The organism is Flavobacterium aquidurense, assembly GCF_031458035.1.
Taxonomy (GTDB): Bacteria; Bacteroidota; Bacteroidia; order Flavobacteriales; family Flavobacteriaceae; genus Flavobacterium; species Flavobacterium aquidurense_C.
Genome location: NZ_JAVDXR010000001.1, coordinates 508,828 through 525,557, shown reverse-complemented (window position 1 = coordinate 525,557; position 16,730 = coordinate 508,828). Strand labels below are relative to the sequence as shown.

Genomic DNA, 16,730 nt, shown 5'->3' with positions numbered 1-16,730 from the left:
TTTTAAGTTAGTAACTTTAATAACGTATCGGGAATTTTCCTGATGCGTTATTTTTTTATTCCATTTTTGAGCCGATAGTTTCGTAATAAACATCAACCGATAGTTTGGGCTGCATGGATGCCATAACGGCCAATTGATCACAACGTTCGTTTTGAGGATGATTATTGTGACCTTTAATCCATTTAAAATTGACTTGGTGTTTACGGTAAACAATTAAAAAGCGTTGCCATAAATCGGCATTTTTTCTGCCGGCAAATTTCTTTTTCTCCCAGCCTAAAACCCATTTTTTCTCAACAGAATCGACAACGTATTTAGAATCCGAAATAACTAAAACCTTCATATTTGGGTTTTTTAATTTCTCTAAACCAACAATTACAGCCAAAAGTTCCATCCTGTTATTAGTCGTCAGGCGAAAACCTTCGTAGAATTCTTTTTTATGCGGAGTCCCTACCAATTCCATCACAACACCATAACCGCCGTTTCCGGGATTCCCTTTTGCAGCGCCATCTGTATATATGTGTACTTCGTGATTCATTTAGACTTCTTAGATTTTTGGACGTTAGACTTCTTAGATATTAGATTGTTAGACATAAGACTTCTTAGATAATAGATATTATAACTTCTTAGATTTTTAAATTCAAAATTATTTAAATTCAAGATTCTAATTATTTAAAATATAAATCCAGAATCTAAAAAGTCTTATGTCTAAGAAGTCTTATATCTAACAATCTAATAATCTAGCTATAATTTCCGGAAAATACTTTTGTTCCAGTTCATGGATCTTTTCGGCTACAGTTTCCGGGGTGTCTTCTTCTGTGAGGGCCACATTTTTCTGGAAAATAATACCGCCTTCATCATAATTTTCATTTACATAATGAATAGAAATTCCGGTTTCTTTTTCCTTATTGTTGATTATAGCCCTGTGTATGTGCATTCCGTACATTCCTTTTCCTCCATAATTAGGTAAAAGTGCCGGATGGATGTTGATTATTTTGTTAGGATATTTCTCGATTATATTTTCGGGGAATTTCAGCAAAAAACCGGCAAGAACGATTAGATCCGGGTCGATTTTTTGTATTTTTTGTAATACATTTCGCTCTAAAAGTTCGTTTTTTGAGAAGATTTCGACTGGAATTTGATGATTTTTTGCCCTTTCGATCACTTTTGCTGCTGCATTATTTGTAAACACGGAAACAACGGTCGCAATTTTGGTTTTTGCAAAATATTTTATGATGTTTTCAGCATTAGTTCCTGATCCTGAGGCAAAAACAATAATTTTTTTCATAATCGAATTTATTTTGAGAATGCAAAAAACGGAATAAAAATCGAAAATAAATAGTATTAAAAGGGCTTTCTTGAAATTAATTTTATAAATTAGTGTTACATTTATAAACTAAATCGTTGTTTTAAAATAAAGTTTTTTATTTTTGCCAACAAATTAAATTCTAAAATTAAAGATTATGTCAGACATTGCATCAAGAGTAAAAGCGATTATCGTAGACAAATTAGGTGTTGACGAAAACGAAGTTGTAACAGAAGCAAGCTTCACTAATGATTTAGGAGCTGACTCATTAGACACTGTTGAGCTTATTATGGAATTCGAAAAAGAATTTGATATTCAAATTCCAGACGATCAAGCAGAAAACATTGCTACTGTTGGTCAAGCTATTTCTTATATCGAAGAAGCTAAAAAATAATAATACTGCACCCGGTTTCTAAAAATGCCAATTTTTGAAATTCCAAATTCCAATTGGAATTTGACTTTTGATTTTTGTAATTTCTAAGGATCGGGTGTTATTATTTTTTTAAAATTTAAATTTCGATTGATTTTCAATCAAAAAGATATATTTATATTGTAATGCCCATGGCTCTTAAGTAACAATACTGTTAAGAAAGCGTGGGTTTTATTTGTTTAAAGTACAAAATACATATTTATGGCATTAAGGCGAGTTGTTGTAACAGGACTAGGTGCTCTTACTCCTATCGGGAATAATATCCAGGAATATTGGGATGCACTTGTGAATGGGGTTAGCGGAGCGGCTCCTATTACATATTATGATACAGAGAAGCATAAAACGAAATTTGCCTGCGAAGTAAAAAACTTCAACATTGAAGATTACATGGATCGCAAGGAATCTCGTAGATTAGATAAATTCGCTCAATATGCAATTGCTGCCAGTGATGAAGCTATTAAAGATGCCGGACTTACAAACGATAATATCGATAAAACAAGAGTTGGTGTTATCTGGGGAGCAGGAATTGGTGGTTTAGAAACTTTTCAGGAAGAGGTAATTTACTACGCTAAAGGTGACGGAACTCCAAAATTCAATCCGTTTTTTATACCTAAAATGATTGCCGATATTGCTCCTGCGCACATTTCGATGCGTAATGGCTATATGGGTCCAAATTATACTACAGTTTCTGCATGTGCATCTTCTGCAAATGCATTAATCGATGCTTTCAACTACATTCGTTTAGGAATGTGTGATGTTATTGTATCAGGTGGTTCAGAAGCTGCTATTACCATTGCTGGTATGGGAGGTTTTAACTCTATGCACGCTTTATCAACAAGAAATGAAAGTCCGGAAACAGCTTCAAGACCTTTTGATGGAACCAGAGATGGTTTCGTATTAGGAGAAGGAGCAGGAGCTTTAGTTCTTGAAGATTATGAACATGCTAAAGCCAGAGGCGCAAAAATTTATTGCGAAATTGGTGGTGGCGGAATGTCATCTGATGCTTACCATTTAACAGCTCCACATCCGGAAGGAATTGGTGTTATTGCAGTAATGAAAAATACATTGAGAGATGCAGGAATGAATCCTGAAGATATTGATCATATCAATACTCACGGAACTTCTACTCCACTAGGAGATGTAGCTGAATTGAAAGCTATTAGTGCTGTTTTTGGAGATCATGCAAAAAACATCAATATCAACTCAACAAAATCTATGACAGGCCACTTACTTGGTGCTGCCGGAGCTATTGAAGCAATTGCTTCTATCCTGGCAATGCAACACGGAATTGTTCCTCCAACGATTAACCACACAGTTGTTGATGAGAAAATTGATCCAGCCTTAAATCTTACTTTAAACAAACCTCAAAAAAGAGAGGTAAATGTTGCTATGAGTAATACATTTGGTTTTGGAGGTCACAATGCTTGTGTATTGTTTAAAAAATTAGTTGACTAATTTCTGTATATGAATATTATCAAAAAAATATTTTCTAAATCCCGTTCTCTAGAAGACGGGATTTTTTTTGACACTATTCAGAAAATACTTGGTTTTTCGCCTGCAAATGTTGATTTTTATAAGAAAGCATTTACCCACCGATCTTCAAACAAGCTTGATGAAGCAGGACATCCAATTAATTATGAACGATTAGAGTTTTTAGGTGATGCTATGTTAAGTGCCGTAATTGCTGCACATTTGTTTAACAAAGCACCAAACGGAGATGAAGGTTACTTAACAAAAATGCGCTCAAAAATTGTAAGCCGTGAGCATTTGAATGAATTAGGTAAAGATTTAAATTTAGTGCGCTTTGTCGAGAGTAAAGTGCCTATTCAGCATTTTGGAGAAAATATTCATGGTAATATTTTCGAATCGCTTATTGGCGCTATTTACCTGGATAAGGGTTATTCATTTTGCGAAAAATTTATACAAAAAAGAGTTATTATCCCTTACGTCGATATTGCACGACTTGAAGGAAAGGTAATTAGTTACAAAAGTTTGGTTATCGAATGGTGTCAGAAAGAGAAGAGAGTATTTCATTATGATATTTTTGAAGATAACGGTATTGATGGACAACGCCTGTTTGGTGTCAAATTAAGTATAGACGATAAAGTAATCGCAAGAGCGCGAGCAACTTCAAAAAAGAAGGCAGAAGAAAAAGCATCACAACGAGCTTATTTTGCATTTCAGGAAAAAATAGATAAGAAATAACTACAAAAATACGGTTCCTTTCTTAAAGCTATAACGTTTTCGTTTATAAATTAACAAAAACAACCACATCTTAATTATTGATGCTCCGTTAGAAATAGTATATTTACAACTTGATTTTTCATGATATGGCTATTCATAGATTGGATTTAGACGAATTTGACGAGATTGATTATTATTTAATGGCAATTCATACTTCTTTAGAAGATTACAGACTAGCCTATTTTATCAATAAAAACCTTCCGATCAACTTAAGTAAGAGCAAAAACGAGATCCATGCTCAAACTAAGGAAGGCGAAGCAAATTTTTCCAGGTTTTATTATTATGATTCCGAAAAAGCCATTTCCTGGAATTTGATTCAGAATAAAAATGAGATCATTTCTGTGAGTACGAATGATTTCCAGAATTTGTTTTCTAATGAAACAAGTGAGGTTTCAACAGCAATTCATTTACTTCCTGAATTCAAAAAGGTAGATTTTTTCCTGAAAATAGACAATAGCGATGAGGCTGTCGATTTTTCAGAAATTCAGCAAAAACTAAATTCAATAGAAAGTATTGCAGCAATATATGCTGTCGATACCAACAAAATAAAATCAAAAAACAATCTAATTTTTTAAAAAAAATGCTAACAAACAAGAAAACCAAAATTGTTGCTACGCTAGGTCCCGCATGTAGTACGAGAGAGATTATCAAAGATATGATCGAAGCTGGGGTTAATGTGTTTAGAATCAATTTTTCGCATGCTGATTACGAAGGAGTAAAAGAAAAAATAAATATTATTAGAGATCTAAACGAAGAGTTTGGTTATACAACTGCAATCCTTGGCGATTTGCAGGGACCAAAACTTAGAGTGGGTGTAATGGAAGAAGGAACTGTAGTGAACGATGGTGATTTAATTACATTTACAACTGCAGAAGATATTATCGGAACAGCTCAAAAAGCATTCATGAAATATCAAAATTTTCCAAATGATGTAAATGTTGGAGAGCGTATTTTGCTTGATGACGGTAAACTTATTTTCGAAATTATTTCTACTGATAAAAAGACAGAAGTTGTTGCTAAGGTTATTCAGGGTGGAGAATTAAAATCTAAAAAAGGGGTTAATCTTCCAAACACAAAAATTTCTTTACCGGCTTTAACTGAAAAAGATATTGCAGATGCTATTTTTGCTATCGAACAAAAAGTAGACTGGATCGCACTTTCGTTTGTAAAAACACCTCGCGATTTACAGGATTTACAAGAATTGATTGCTAAGCATTCTGATTATAAAATTCCAATCGTTGCTAAAATTGAGATGCCGGAAGCTTTGGAGAACATCGATAAAATTATTGCATATTGTGATGGTCTTATGGTGGCTCGTGGAGATTTAGGGGTTGAACTTCCTGCACACGAAGTACCATTGGTACAAAAAGATTTGATTCGCAGAGCTAAAACGGCTAGAATTCCGGTTATCGTTGCAACACAAATGATGGAGACAATGATTACAAGTTTAACTCCAACAAGAGCTGAAGTAAATGACGTTGCCAACTCTGTAATGGATGGAGCTGATGCTGTAATGTTGTCTGGAGAAACGGCTACAGGAAATTATCCGGTACAGGTTATCCAAAAAATGACTCAAATTTGTGAGGCTGTTGAGGATTCTCCGCTTATTCAGGTTCCACAAAATACACCACAAATTAAAACGAAGCGTTTTGTTACTAAAACAGTTTGTCATCAGGCAGCTTTATTGGCGAACGAAATCAAAGCAAAAGCAATTTGTACTTTAACAAATAGCGGATATACAGCTTTCCAAATTTCGGCTTGGAGACCATCATCGCATATTTTGGTATTTACTTCAAACAAAAGAATCTTAACACAATTGAATTTATTATGGGGAGTTAAATCTTACTTCTATGATAAAGACGAAAGTACTGATGATACAGTAACTGATGTTAACGAAATTGCAAAACAAAAAGGATATGTTGAAAAAGGGGATTATTTGATCAACCTTGCAGCTATGCCAATTAAAGATAAAGGAATGGTAAACACCATGAGAGTTTCTGAGATAGAATAGTTTCTTTTTTACTATAAAATTGAAAGCCGTCAAAATAATTTGACGGCTTTTTTTTGTCCAAATATTTCTTCTTCTGAAAATCTGAAAAACGGTTTTTTTCTCTTTCAGTTTAAAAATCCTTTAAATTAAAATGGGTTTTAAGTAACTACATAAAATAAGTATTTTCCTGTTTTATTGGCGCAATGTGTTCAAATTTACCATCTAAACCTTAAACAAATTTGATTTTTGGAGCAATAAATGGTCAAAAAATGATATCATTTTTGAAAAATTAAAAAATAACTTTTTAAACAAAGAATTTTATTCCAAAATCATCAATATAACAGAATAAAATTTTAAATATAACTCACTGGTTCCATGTTTTTTACGAGGTTCATTTTATAAAATGAAACACTGTGGAGCAAAATAAAACATATTTAACGTTCCATTTTATAAAATGAAACAATGTCAAACCTCATAATTACTATAGTCCGGTTATTTATTAGTTAATTTTGAGAAATACAACAGAATGTTAAGAAAATTTTTGTTTCACATTCGCCCGAAATACTTCAGTAAAAAAATTTGAAACATTCCAGATTAAAGAGTTGAATGTTTTATCCAAAATAAAGAATAAGACTTTTTTGATTTTATACATACCATTTATATAAAGGAATTATTAACAAAATTTATTACCATGAAACAAGTTAGACTTAAATGTGTTTTTAAAAATGCAATAATGCTTTTTGCATTAGGGTGCTTCACCATACAGGCGCAAGCTCAGGACAAAAAAAAGCTCAATGTTTTAATTCTTTGGGGTGATGACATTGGAACTACTAATATTAGTGCTTATAGCGATGGAGTAATGGGTTATACAACTCCTAACATTGATCGTCTGGCAAACGAAGGAATGCGTTTTTTGCATTATTATGGAGAACAAAGCTGTACTGCAGGGCGTGCTGCCTTATTAACAGGACAACATGGACTTAGAACCGGTCTTACAAAAGTAGGTTTCCCGGGAGCTCCAATGGGTATGAGTCAATTGGATCCTTCAATTGGCGGAATCATGAAAAATTTGGGTTATGTAACAGGACAATTTGGTAAAAATCACGTGGGTGACCGTAATGAAAGTTTACCGACGGTAAATGGTTTTGATGAATTTTTCGGAAATCTGTACCACTTAAATGCGGAAGAAGAACCAGAATTGCCTGATTATCCTAAAGATCCGGAATACTTGAAAAAATTTGGCCCTAGAGGAGTTTTAAAATGTGCAGCAACAAGTTCAGATGATGCAACCACAGATCCTCGATTTGGAAGAGTTGGAAAACAAAGAATCGAAGATACAGGCCCTCTTACTAAAAAGAGAATGGAAACAATAGATGACGAAACTTCTGCAGCAGCTATTGATTTTATCAAAAGACAAAATGCAGCAGGAAAACCATTTTTCTGTTGGTTCAATGCTACCCGTATGCACCTTCGTACACACGTAAGACCAGAACATAGAGGAAGATATACGCACGGAGATAGTGAATATATCGATGGTATGATCGAACATGATGAAACTATAGGAAGTATTTTAAAAGCATTAGATGATTTAGGGATCGCTGACAATACTATTGTAATTTATTCTACAGACAACGGCCCTCACATGAATACATGGCCAGATGCTGCAATGACACCTTACCGTTCAGAGAAAAATACCAATTGGGAAGGAGCTTTCCGTGTACCTTGTATTGTACGCTGGCCTGGTGTAATTAAACCGGGAACTGTAACAACTGAATTGATGAGCCATAACGATTGGATGCCAACTTTAGCGTCAATTGCTGGTGAACCTGATTTAATAAACAAACTTTTAAAAGGGTATACTGCCAACGGAAAAAATTATAAAGTGCATTTAGATGGTTTTGATCAAAGTAATTTTTTACGTGGCACGACCCCAAAAAGTGCCAGAGATAAATTCTTCTATACAGATGATGATGGCTTATTAGTTGGTTTGAGAGAAGGTGATTATAAATATGTTTTTGCAGAACAACGTCTGGAAGGTACAATGGGAGTTTGGGCAGAACCATTTACAAAACTACGTTTACAAAAAATATTCAATTTGTACCAAGATCCTTTTGAAAGAGCCGATATCACTTCGAATAGTTTTTGGGAGTGGCAATTGAATCACGTTCAGCTTATGTATGGTGCAATACAAGATGTAGTTGTATTTGCAGAAACATTTAAAGATTATCCTCCAAGATCAATTCCGCCAAGCTTCTCAGCTTATACCATTATGGAAGAGGCAATGAAAGATATTAAAGCACAGAAATATATTGAGAAAAATGTTCTTCCTAAGTTAAAAGAGGATGAAGCAGAAGATGCAAAAAAGAAAAAATAATTAACCTTTAAAGAAACAGGATTTAAAACAGTCCTGTTTCTTTCATTAAAATAGTATCATTATGTATAAGAAAATATATATGTTGCCCCTATTTTTATTATTGTTGATTTCTTGTAAAAAAACAGATGCTGTTACAACTGCAGGTTCCAAAGACAGTACTTCAACTGTTGCAACAAGTGGTGATCCGCTGCCAAGCTGGAATGATGGAGCGTTGAAAAAAGAAATCATCGATTATGTTTCTAAAGTAACAAAAGAAGGAAGTCCTGATTTTATTCCGGTTGAAAGCAGAATTGCCACTTTTGATAATGACGGAACGCTTTGGGCTGAAAAACCTTATGTTCAGGAATTATTCGCTTTCTACAGAGTTAAAAAAATGGTAGAGGCAAATCCTGCTTTGGCACAAAAACAACCTTTTAAAGCCATTATCGAAAAAGATAAAACTTTCTTCGAAAAAGGTGGCGATAAAGCACTAATCGAATTAGTTGCCGCAACCCATACCGGTATGACCGAAGATGAGTTTGAAGCATCTACAAAAGAGTTTTTTGCGGGAGCCCAATATCCTGGTAAAAATGTTCCTCTAAAACAAATCAGATACCAGCCTCAATTGGAGCTTTTAAATTATTTGCGTGCAAATGGTTTCAAAACTTTCATTGTTACTGGTGGGACGGTTGAATTAGTTAGAGCAATTTCAGCAGATTTCTACGGAATCCCAAAAGACCAAGTTGTTGGAACTTCTTTTAAATACTCTTTTGATGACGCAACTAATAGTATCAAAAGAGAGCCTGCTTTAGATCTTTTAGATGATAAGGTAGGAAAACCAGTTGGGATACAACTTCATATTGGACAAAGACCTGTTTTTGCCTGCGGAAACGAAGGCGGAGCTGGCGATCTTGCCATGCTTAGATATTCTTCAGGAAGTAAATATCCTTCTTTTCAAATGCTCGTAAATCACAATGATTCTATCAGAGAATACAATTATCAGGAAAAAGATAATTTGTCTTTAAATACTGCCGCAAAATACAAATATCACGTCATCAGCATGAAAGATGATTGGAAGAAAGTCTTCTCAGATAATTAATTAGGAAAATATAAAAAGAGTTTGCAAAAATGACGTATCTCGATGGTTCGCGTGAAAGAATAAAAGATGATCCGCCTTTGATTTTTCATCCGACAGGAGAAGAAGGAATACGAATTTTGCGTGAAATGGAGACGGTTCATAAACGCTATATCGAGTCTTTGCCGGACGACAGGCAAGTATTATTAAGCAGATATACTTTGCATGATTTGGCTGTAAAGGTTGTAGGCGTAGGAAGCGTAGGCACAATCTGCGGAATCAGTCTACTCATGTCGGCAACGGGGGAACCCATTTTTTACAATTTAAGGAAGCACGAAAAAGTGTTTTAGAAGCCCATCTGAAAACGAAAAGCAAATATGAACATCAGGGAGAACGCATTGTGATGGGACAAAAACTAATGCAATCCGCTTCGGATATGTTTTTAGGATGGACAAATGATGATCAGAATAAATTTTTCTATATCCGACAGCTTCGCGATGCCAAAGTAAAACCGATTCTGGAAATCATGAAAGCAAAAAACATAGCCGATTACGCAAAAGCCTGCGGATGGGCGTTGGCAAGAGCGCATGCACGAACCGGCGATCCGTCAGTATTGTCGGGATATATTGGAAACAGTAATGAATTTGCCAATGCAATCGCCAAATTTTCCATGTCGTATGCAGATCAAAATGAAGCAGATTACACGAAAATGCTCGAAGCAGTTAAAGACGGGAGATTACCTGTTTCGGCAGAAGTCTACTAAAATAAAAACTATAGATGGTCAAAAATACCTTATCTATAACAATTTTTATTGCCAGCCAATTTCAAAGATGGTCAGGATAGTTATGTCGTTGTTTACTTTAAATAAGTAAGAAATTTAGCCAGTCTGCTATGTTTATTAAAGAAAATAATTTATCTTTGAGTGTATAGTAATAGATTGTTTTATAGTAGTTTGTGCTACATTAACATCTGTTGAATGTTGTTTTTCGTTCCTCCCAGATTTAGTCAAGATTTTAATACTTTCAAGTTAAACTAATTTATACATTAATTTAAATACCACAAAATGAATATTAAAAGAAAGAATCTTCGCATAATCCCATTTTTCTTGTTGGGATTACTTTACAGCTGTTCTCCAACAGTAAAAGTTACAAATGATTATGACCACGGTGTTAATTTCAGCGAATTTAAAACTTTTACGATCTATGATTTACGAGCACAGGAAGGTCAGGTAAACCAATTAAATGTTGATCGTGTAGCGAAAGCAATTCGTGCCGAAATGACGGCTAAAGGTTTTACAGAAACAACCAGCAATCCTGATCTGAAAGTAAATGCTGTTTCAATTTTAAAAAATAAAACCCAGGTTACGGCTAACTCAAATTATTACGGTTATGGTGGTATGTATCGTCCGTACGGATATTGGGGCGGCGGAGGCATGATGAGCGGTTCAACAACATTTAATACTTACGATTATGTTGATGGCTCGTTGATAATTGATATTGTATCGACTAAAACTGATAAACTGGTTTGGCAAGGAATTGGTAATGCCGAAATTGATAGTAAACCTGACAATCCGGAAGAGTTTATCAAGGGTGCAATCAAAAAAATATTAGAAGGTTTCCCTCCGGGATTAGCCAAAAAATAGCTTAAAATTTAGTGTATAAGGCAATATACTTATTTGTTTTTTGACAAATAAGTATTGCCTTTTCAATGACCCCATGTCTCTTCTTTTAATTTTTTTTGAAAGAATACTAAATACCTTTTAAAAATTTAAGCCGGAAACCATGCTCGATATAGTACTTTCTCTTTTCTTTTTTATAGCTTCGATAGTTGGTTTTGCGACATCATTTATGGTCCTGTTTTCGAAAAAAAACTATTCTAGAAGTTTCTTTTTGGGACTTTTCCTGTTCAGTCTGGCTGTTGTTAGTTTTTATAATTTCTATTTATCGGCTAATACTTTTAAGCCTTTTCCAAATCTGTTCATGATTACAAAGTCCTTCATGTTTTTAGTAGCGCCTTCCGCTTTTTTATATGTAAGAAGTATTTTGTTTTCCGAAAAGATTTTCAGAAAATACGATTGGATACATTTTATACCCTTTATCTTTTATTTTAGTTTAACTTTAATTATATGGGTCAGTAATAATGTTGATTTTCAGATTGTTAATTATCTTTCAGCTAAAATAAAAAGTCCATTTTCAATGCTGAGTCTTACGATCTGGCTGTTGTATGCTTTTTGTCAAACGATGATGATTTTGAATTATGATTTGAAAAAATTCAACATAAATCAATTTAACAGAATCAAAGTTTTAAGCTGGATACGTCTTTATAATTTGATGATTTTGTTTTTGTTTTCGACGCTTTTTGTGCATTATTTTTTAGTGAACCCGGTTGATAGTATCGACTTTTCATGTTATATCCTGATTTCCTCAGTGCTTGTCTTTACAGTTGGATGGCTTTATTTTAAGCCGCATATTTTCTACGATGAAAATGAAAACAACGAAATAGTGGAAGTAGATGTGGTAAATGAGAATATTAATTTTGATGAGAAAGAACGTCATCTGATTGTCATCAAATCAAATGAAACAAAAAGTCTGCCGTTAGTAAAGGAATTAACGAAAGAAAAAAAACAATTATATCTCGCCAAATTAGAAAGCATCTTTGCTACAAAAAAACTTTTTCTAAAGAAAGATTTAGTGATTCGCGATATTGCTGAAGAAACAGGAATATCTGTACATCATCTTTCAAATTTAATCAATTCAGAATTTAACCTTCATTTTCAGGACTATGTAAACCTGAAGCGAATTGAATATTTCAAGGAAAAAATAAACGATCCGGAATGGAAAGATTTATCTCTTGAAGGAATGGCCTGGGGCTCGGGTTTTAAATCCAGAACAACCTGTTTTAGGGCTTTTTTGAAACATACCGGAAAATCGCCTTCTGAATATTTCAAAGTAATCAGAATCAGTTCGGAAAAAGCGAATGCTTATTATTTGAAACAATCTTCAAACTGAGTATTAAAGTTTAAAAGATGGTTGCTGGGTCATTTTAATTCTAAAACATAATTTATGCGAACGAAATTTAAACCACAACACGCAATAAAATCAATCTAAACCTTGGTTTTTCTTTTTGGTTTTTTTGCCGTAAAGGCGCAACTGAAAGGAGGTCATATTTTGGGAGCGATGGGCTTATATATCTTTAGTTTAAAGAAAGAATAGTAAGAGATTTGATTTTAAGAAGTAAACGCAGTTGGTTTAAGTACCTAATATTAACATGCTAATATGAAAAATGCAAAATTCTTCCGGAAGTTTGTTCTCGTAAATGTTTTTTTTCTTTTGTCATTCAATATGATGATGGGACAAAAACAACATATTAGTTTAAAAGATTCTATAGACGGCGCAGTCGATCTAAGCGATTATATCATTTATGCACACGGTTTTCTTGTGATTCCGACAATTGTTACCGAGCCTGCTCTGGGAGGAATTGGAGTGGCTGTTGCGCCTATTTTTCTTAAAAAACATGAACCGGTAATTGAGGAGGATGGTACAAAACGATTTATAAATCCGGATATTACGGGAGGAATCGGAATGTACACTGGAAACAAAAGCTGGCTGGCAGGAGCGTTTCGTTCCAGTACTTTAATAAAACCAAAGATTTTGTATCGTGTATTTGCTGCGTATGGCAATATGAATTTGTCTTTTTATGAAAATATGCCTAATGGTAATGACAAAGAATTTAAGCTCAATTTTAAAACCGCTATATTCTATACGCAATGGCTAAAACAGTTTAAAAATGCAAAATGGAGTGCAGGACCGCAATATCTTTTATTGAATTCTGATATTAATTTACCGGATTTAGATGTAAATCTTCCGCCATCTTTTGTCAAGCCGAAAGATTATAAAAGTTTAGTAAGTCAATTGGGGGCTGCCGTTCAGTTTGATGGTCGAGACAATATTTTTACGCCCGATAAAGGAATCCGCGTACAATCAGATTTTTTCTGGTCAGATAAAGCTATTGGTAGTGATTATAATTCCTGGCGGATCAATTTATCCGCAATTGGTTACTATCCGTTATCAAAAAAATTAATTGGCGGATTAAGAATTGAAGGAGAACAAGCATTAGGAAGTCCGCCATTTTATCTTTTGCCCGCAATAAATATGAGAGGGATTCCAGCCGCGAGATACATGGGAAAAACAAGTATCGTTACCGAAACCGAATTTAGATGGGATTTGTACAGAAGATGGAGTCTCATGGCTTATGGCGGTTTGGCAAGTGCTTTTAATGATTGGGATCAGGCTTTTGCCAAACCTGTGGTTTATAGTTATGGCTCTGGCTTCAGGTATTTGCTGGCACGTAAATTTAAACTCAGAATGGGTATAGATGTCGCAAAAGGTCCGGAAGAATGGGCGTATTATATCGTCTTCGGCAGCAACTGGATGCGATAATCATATCAAAACTAAAATATTCGTGGGAAGAAACAAACGACTACAAAGGTTTCTTGTTTCTTTGTTAGTAAACAAAGGCGGAATTCCAACAGAAATTGCTAAGAAATTAGGAGTTTAGGTTTTTCGGCATCTCGAAAATAAAAAAGCGCTGCAATAAATTGTGGCGCTTTTTTTACGGTTTAAAAATTATAATTTTTTTCGATTAAATAGATAATAAAACAAAATCAGATCACTTCAAATTTACATTTTTCGAGCAGTTTAATGTTTGTTTATGATTAAAAAACAGCACTTTAACGTTTTTTAAGGTTGTTTATAGGAATAATAAAATAAAAAAAGGAAGTATAACTAACTTTAAACAATATTTAATCTACACATCATGAAAACTTACGCATCTTTTATAATAATTGCATGTGTTTTTTCTTTTAGCTGTTTTGCACAGCGAGCCACTCCTGTCAATAAAGCAATAGCAAATGCACAATTGTCGGCTACTGACACCAATTCGGATAGTGATCTTGTCATAGAATCTTATTACGTTGAAGAAACAATTAATATGACCTTTGGAAGAAGGGTTACTAAATATGAAGTTTCAAAATTAGATATGGTGAGCACGTATGATCTTGGGCCAAACAATACCAGAACTGTAACTCCAAAATATAGAAAAGTAAAAGTTAAGCCAACACAGCAAATTGCGATGTCGTCTCAAACGATAAAAGAAGGAGCGGCAACTATTGATCCGGTTAAAGTTGAGGTAATTGCTCCGACACAAGAACCAAAATATCTCACAGTTTATCTTACGGACACTTATATGAAGGTTGTAGACAAAGGTTATACTTCACCTGAAATGCTTAAAAAGGTGGCAGATAAACACTATTTTGATGGTGAAATGGCTGATGCGGCAAAATATTACGCACAGTTGGTTGACATGTCTCCAGATTTAGAAGCTTCCTATTACTATAGATATGCTCAAGCATTAAAAGAAACCGGCCAAAAAGAAAAGGCCGCTGAAATGATGATAGTATTTGAAAGTAAAAATGCAGATAAAATTGCGAAAGAGTAGTTCCACGTATTCTATAAGCAAAAAAAAGACTATCATGAAAATGATAGTCTTTTTTTAAGCTCCCCCTCTTGGGCTCGAACCAAGGACCCTCTGATTAACAGTCAGATGCTCTAACCAACTGAGCTAAGGAGGAATCACCTTAAAGGTAAATATGTTTGCTAAAAAAAGTTGCTCCCCCTCTTGGGCTCGAACCAAGGACCCTCTGATTAACAGTCAGATGCTCTAACCAACTGAGCTAAGGAGGAAGTTGTTGCTCTTTTTAGCGAGTGCAAATATAGTTGATTTTTTAATTTACCAAAAATATTTTAACTCTTTTTATTAATTATTTTTTCTACTTGACAATCGCCTTGTAAATATCGTTTCCGTTAGCAAATAAAAGCAGTGCTATAAGTAGAACGAAACCAACCATTTGGGCGTTTTCAAGGAATTTATCGCTTGGTTTTTTACCACTAATTATTTCGTATAATAAAAACATCACATGACCACCATCAAGCGCCGGAATTGGCAATAAATTCATTACTCCAAGCATAATTGACAATAAAGCCGTGATGGACCAGAACGTTTCCCAGCTCCAAGAACTCGGAAAAATGTTAAAAATCGCTGCAAAACCACCTACTTGTTTGTACGCTTTTGTTTCCGGATTAAAAATCATTTTCAATTGTTTTCCGTAACCTACTAATTGGTTTTTTCCTTTTGTAAGTCCAACCGGAATAGATTCAGCAAAACTATATTCTTTAGTACTGATTTTATAGTAGCCTAATTTTTCTAATGATTTTATATCTAAACTACCAGGAATAACTCCAAGTTTTCCTGCCTTAGAAACTGTAACACTAATTGTAGTTTGTTTTAAATCACGCAAAACAACTGCAGGAATGGTTTTTCCTTTGTTAGCATCTAATATCCTTTTTACCTGATCATAATATTTTGCTTCCTGACCATTTAATGTCACAAATAAATCTTTTGGTTTCAGAGAAGTATTTTTAGAACTTTCGTCCAGACCTCCAACAACAAAAGGCATTCTAGGACTGATCAATAACCCTTTTTCATGTTTTGATAGCTTATCAACGAAATCTGTTGGTATTTTGATAGTTTGCTGCTTTCCGTTTCTTTCAATCACAACTTCTTTAGCCATGATCACTTTCATATTGGTGTCATCGTCAAAATTCTCGATTTTCTGACCGTCGATAGAGATTATTTTATCGCCTGTTAGAATTCCTATATTCTCAATTGCAGGATTCGTTATCCATACGCCATCTTTTAAATCAGAATTTGCTACATATGTCTCACCGTAAGCAAAAGCCATTCCGATATAGATAATAAAAGCCAATATAAAGTTTACCGTAACACCACCCAACATAATAATCAAACGTTGCCAGGCTGGTTTAGAACGGAATTCCCACGGTTGAGGCGGAAGTGCCATTTGTTCTTTGTCCATACTTTCGTCGATCATCCCGGAAATTTTCACATAACCTCCAAGTGGTAACCAACCAATTCCGTATTCTGTTTCGCCAATTTTCTTTTTTAACAGTGAATATTTAACATCAAAAAACAAGTAAAATTTTTCGACTCTGGTTTTAAATAATTTAGCAGGAATAAAATGTCCTAATTCGTGAAGAATAATAAGTAAAGATAAACTCAATAGAAATTGAGAGAGTTTGATAACTATATCCATTTTGTATTTTTAGTTCGTAATTTAACGCACAAAAGTAACGTTTCTATTTTAATTTGATAGTGCAATATAATACATAAGGTTTTAAATGTTTGTTAATTAATAAACATTTAGATTTCTAGATTTAACAAGATGCTGTAACTTTACTTTTTTATACGCTATCGTACTTA

14 protein-coding genes, 2 tRNA genes and 1 pseudogene are annotated in these 16,730 nt (G+C 34.1%); 12 read left to right on the top strand and 5 right to left on the bottom strand.

Annotated features, from left to right (window positions below):
* Positions 1-55: 55 nt before the first annotated feature.
* Positions 56-535: a ribonuclease HI gene (gene rnhA, locus J2X17_RS02210; protein WP_310294250.1), complete on the bottom strand. Its 480-nt coding sequence runs from the start codon at positions 533-535 to the stop codon at positions 56-58.
* A 186-nt stretch (positions 536-721) separates the two neighbouring features.
* Positions 722-1,285 carry a phosphoribosylglycinamide formyltransferase gene (gene purN, locus J2X17_RS02205; protein ID WP_310294248.1) on the bottom strand — a complete coding sequence of 188 codons (564 nt, stop codon included), beginning with the start codon at positions 1,283-1,285 and terminating at the stop codon, positions 722-724.
* 175 nt (positions 1,286-1,460) lie between these two features.
* On the opposite strand from purN, the gene J2X17_RS02200 reads away from it, so the two are divergent.
* From J2X17_RS02200 to J2X17_RS02145, 12 genes and pseudogenes are all read left to right on the top strand, one after another.
* A complete protein-coding gene (locus J2X17_RS02200; protein WP_007137004.1) occupies positions 1,461-1,697 on the top strand; it encodes an acyl carrier protein in 237 nt (78 codons plus the stop codon).
* A 237-nt stretch (positions 1,698-1,934) separates the two neighbouring features.
* Positions 1,935-3,188 (top strand): beta-ketoacyl-ACP synthase II, encoded by a 1,254-nt coding sequence (gene fabF / locus J2X17_RS02195; RefSeq protein ID WP_310294246.1) that lies wholly within the window; start codon positions 1,935-1,937, stop codon positions 3,186-3,188.
* Positions 3,189-3,197: 9 nt separating this feature from the next.
* Entirely contained in the window at positions 3,198-3,938 is a 741-nt protein-coding gene (gene rnc / locus J2X17_RS02190; protein ID WP_310294244.1) for a ribonuclease III, read from the top strand.
* A 125-nt stretch (positions 3,939-4,063) separates the two neighbouring features.
* On the top strand, positions 4,064-4,552 hold the full coding sequence (locus J2X17_RS02185; RefSeq protein ID WP_310294242.1) for an IPExxxVDY family protein: 489 nt from the start codon (positions 4,064-4,066) through the stop codon (positions 4,550-4,552).
* A 5-nt stretch (positions 4,553-4,557) separates the two neighbouring features.
* Positions 4,558-5,988 carry a pyruvate kinase gene (gene pyk, locus J2X17_RS02180; RefSeq protein WP_310294240.1) on the top strand — a complete coding sequence of 477 codons (1,431 nt, stop codon included), beginning with the start codon at positions 4,558-4,560 and terminating at the stop codon, positions 5,986-5,988.
* Between the two features lie 670 nt (positions 5,989-6,658).
* Entirely contained in the window at positions 6,659-8,341 is a 1,683-nt protein-coding gene (locus J2X17_RS02175; protein ID WP_310294238.1) for an arylsulfatase, read from the top strand.
* Positions 8,342-8,402: 61 nt separating this feature from the next.
* Positions 8,403-9,419 (top strand): HAD family hydrolase, encoded by a 1,017-nt coding sequence (locus tag J2X17_RS02170; protein ID WP_310294236.1) that lies wholly within the window; start codon positions 8,403-8,405, stop codon positions 9,417-9,419.
* A 29-nt stretch (positions 9,420-9,448) separates the two neighbouring features.
* Positions 9,449-10,158: pseudogene (locus J2X17_RS02165) on the top strand (DUF2252 family protein).
* A 300-nt stretch (positions 10,159-10,458) separates the two neighbouring features.
* Complete coding sequence (locus tag J2X17_RS02160) at positions 10,459-11,037, top strand: DUF4136 domain-containing protein (protein WP_310294235.1); 579 nt, start codon at positions 10,459-10,461, stop codon at positions 11,035-11,037.
* Positions 11,038-11,374: 337 nt separating this feature from the next.
* Positions 11,375-12,403 carry a helix-turn-helix domain-containing protein gene (locus J2X17_RS02155; RefSeq protein WP_310294234.1) on the top strand — a complete coding sequence of 343 codons (1,029 nt, stop codon included), beginning with the start codon at positions 11,375-11,377 and terminating at the stop codon, positions 12,401-12,403.
* Positions 12,404-12,670: 267 nt separating this feature from the next.
* A complete protein-coding gene (locus J2X17_RS02150) occupies positions 12,671-13,834 on the top strand; it encodes a BamA/TamA family outer membrane protein (protein WP_310294233.1) in 1,164 nt (387 codons plus the stop codon).
* 376 nt (positions 13,835-14,210) lie between these two features.
* A complete protein-coding gene (locus J2X17_RS02145; protein WP_310294232.1) occupies positions 14,211-14,891 on the top strand; it encodes a tetratricopeptide repeat protein in 681 nt (226 codons plus the stop codon).
* 59 nt (positions 14,892-14,950) lie between these two features.
* Here J2X17_RS02145 and J2X17_RS02140 read toward each other — a convergent pair.
* The 3 genes from J2X17_RS02140 to rseP all read right to left on the bottom strand — a co-directional run bounded on the left by J2X17_RS02140 (position 14,951) and on the right by rseP (position 16,563).
* A tRNA-Asn gene (locus tag J2X17_RS02140) sits at positions 14,951-15,024 on the bottom strand.
* Between the two features lie 38 nt (positions 15,025-15,062).
* Positions 15,063-15,136, bottom strand: a tRNA-Asn gene (locus J2X17_RS02135).
* 86 nt (positions 15,137-15,222) lie between these two features.
* Entirely contained in the window at positions 15,223-16,563 is a 1,341-nt protein-coding gene (gene rseP, locus J2X17_RS02130; protein ID WP_310294230.1) for an RIP metalloprotease RseP, read from the bottom strand.
* Positions 16,564-16,730 lie beyond the last annotated feature (167 nt).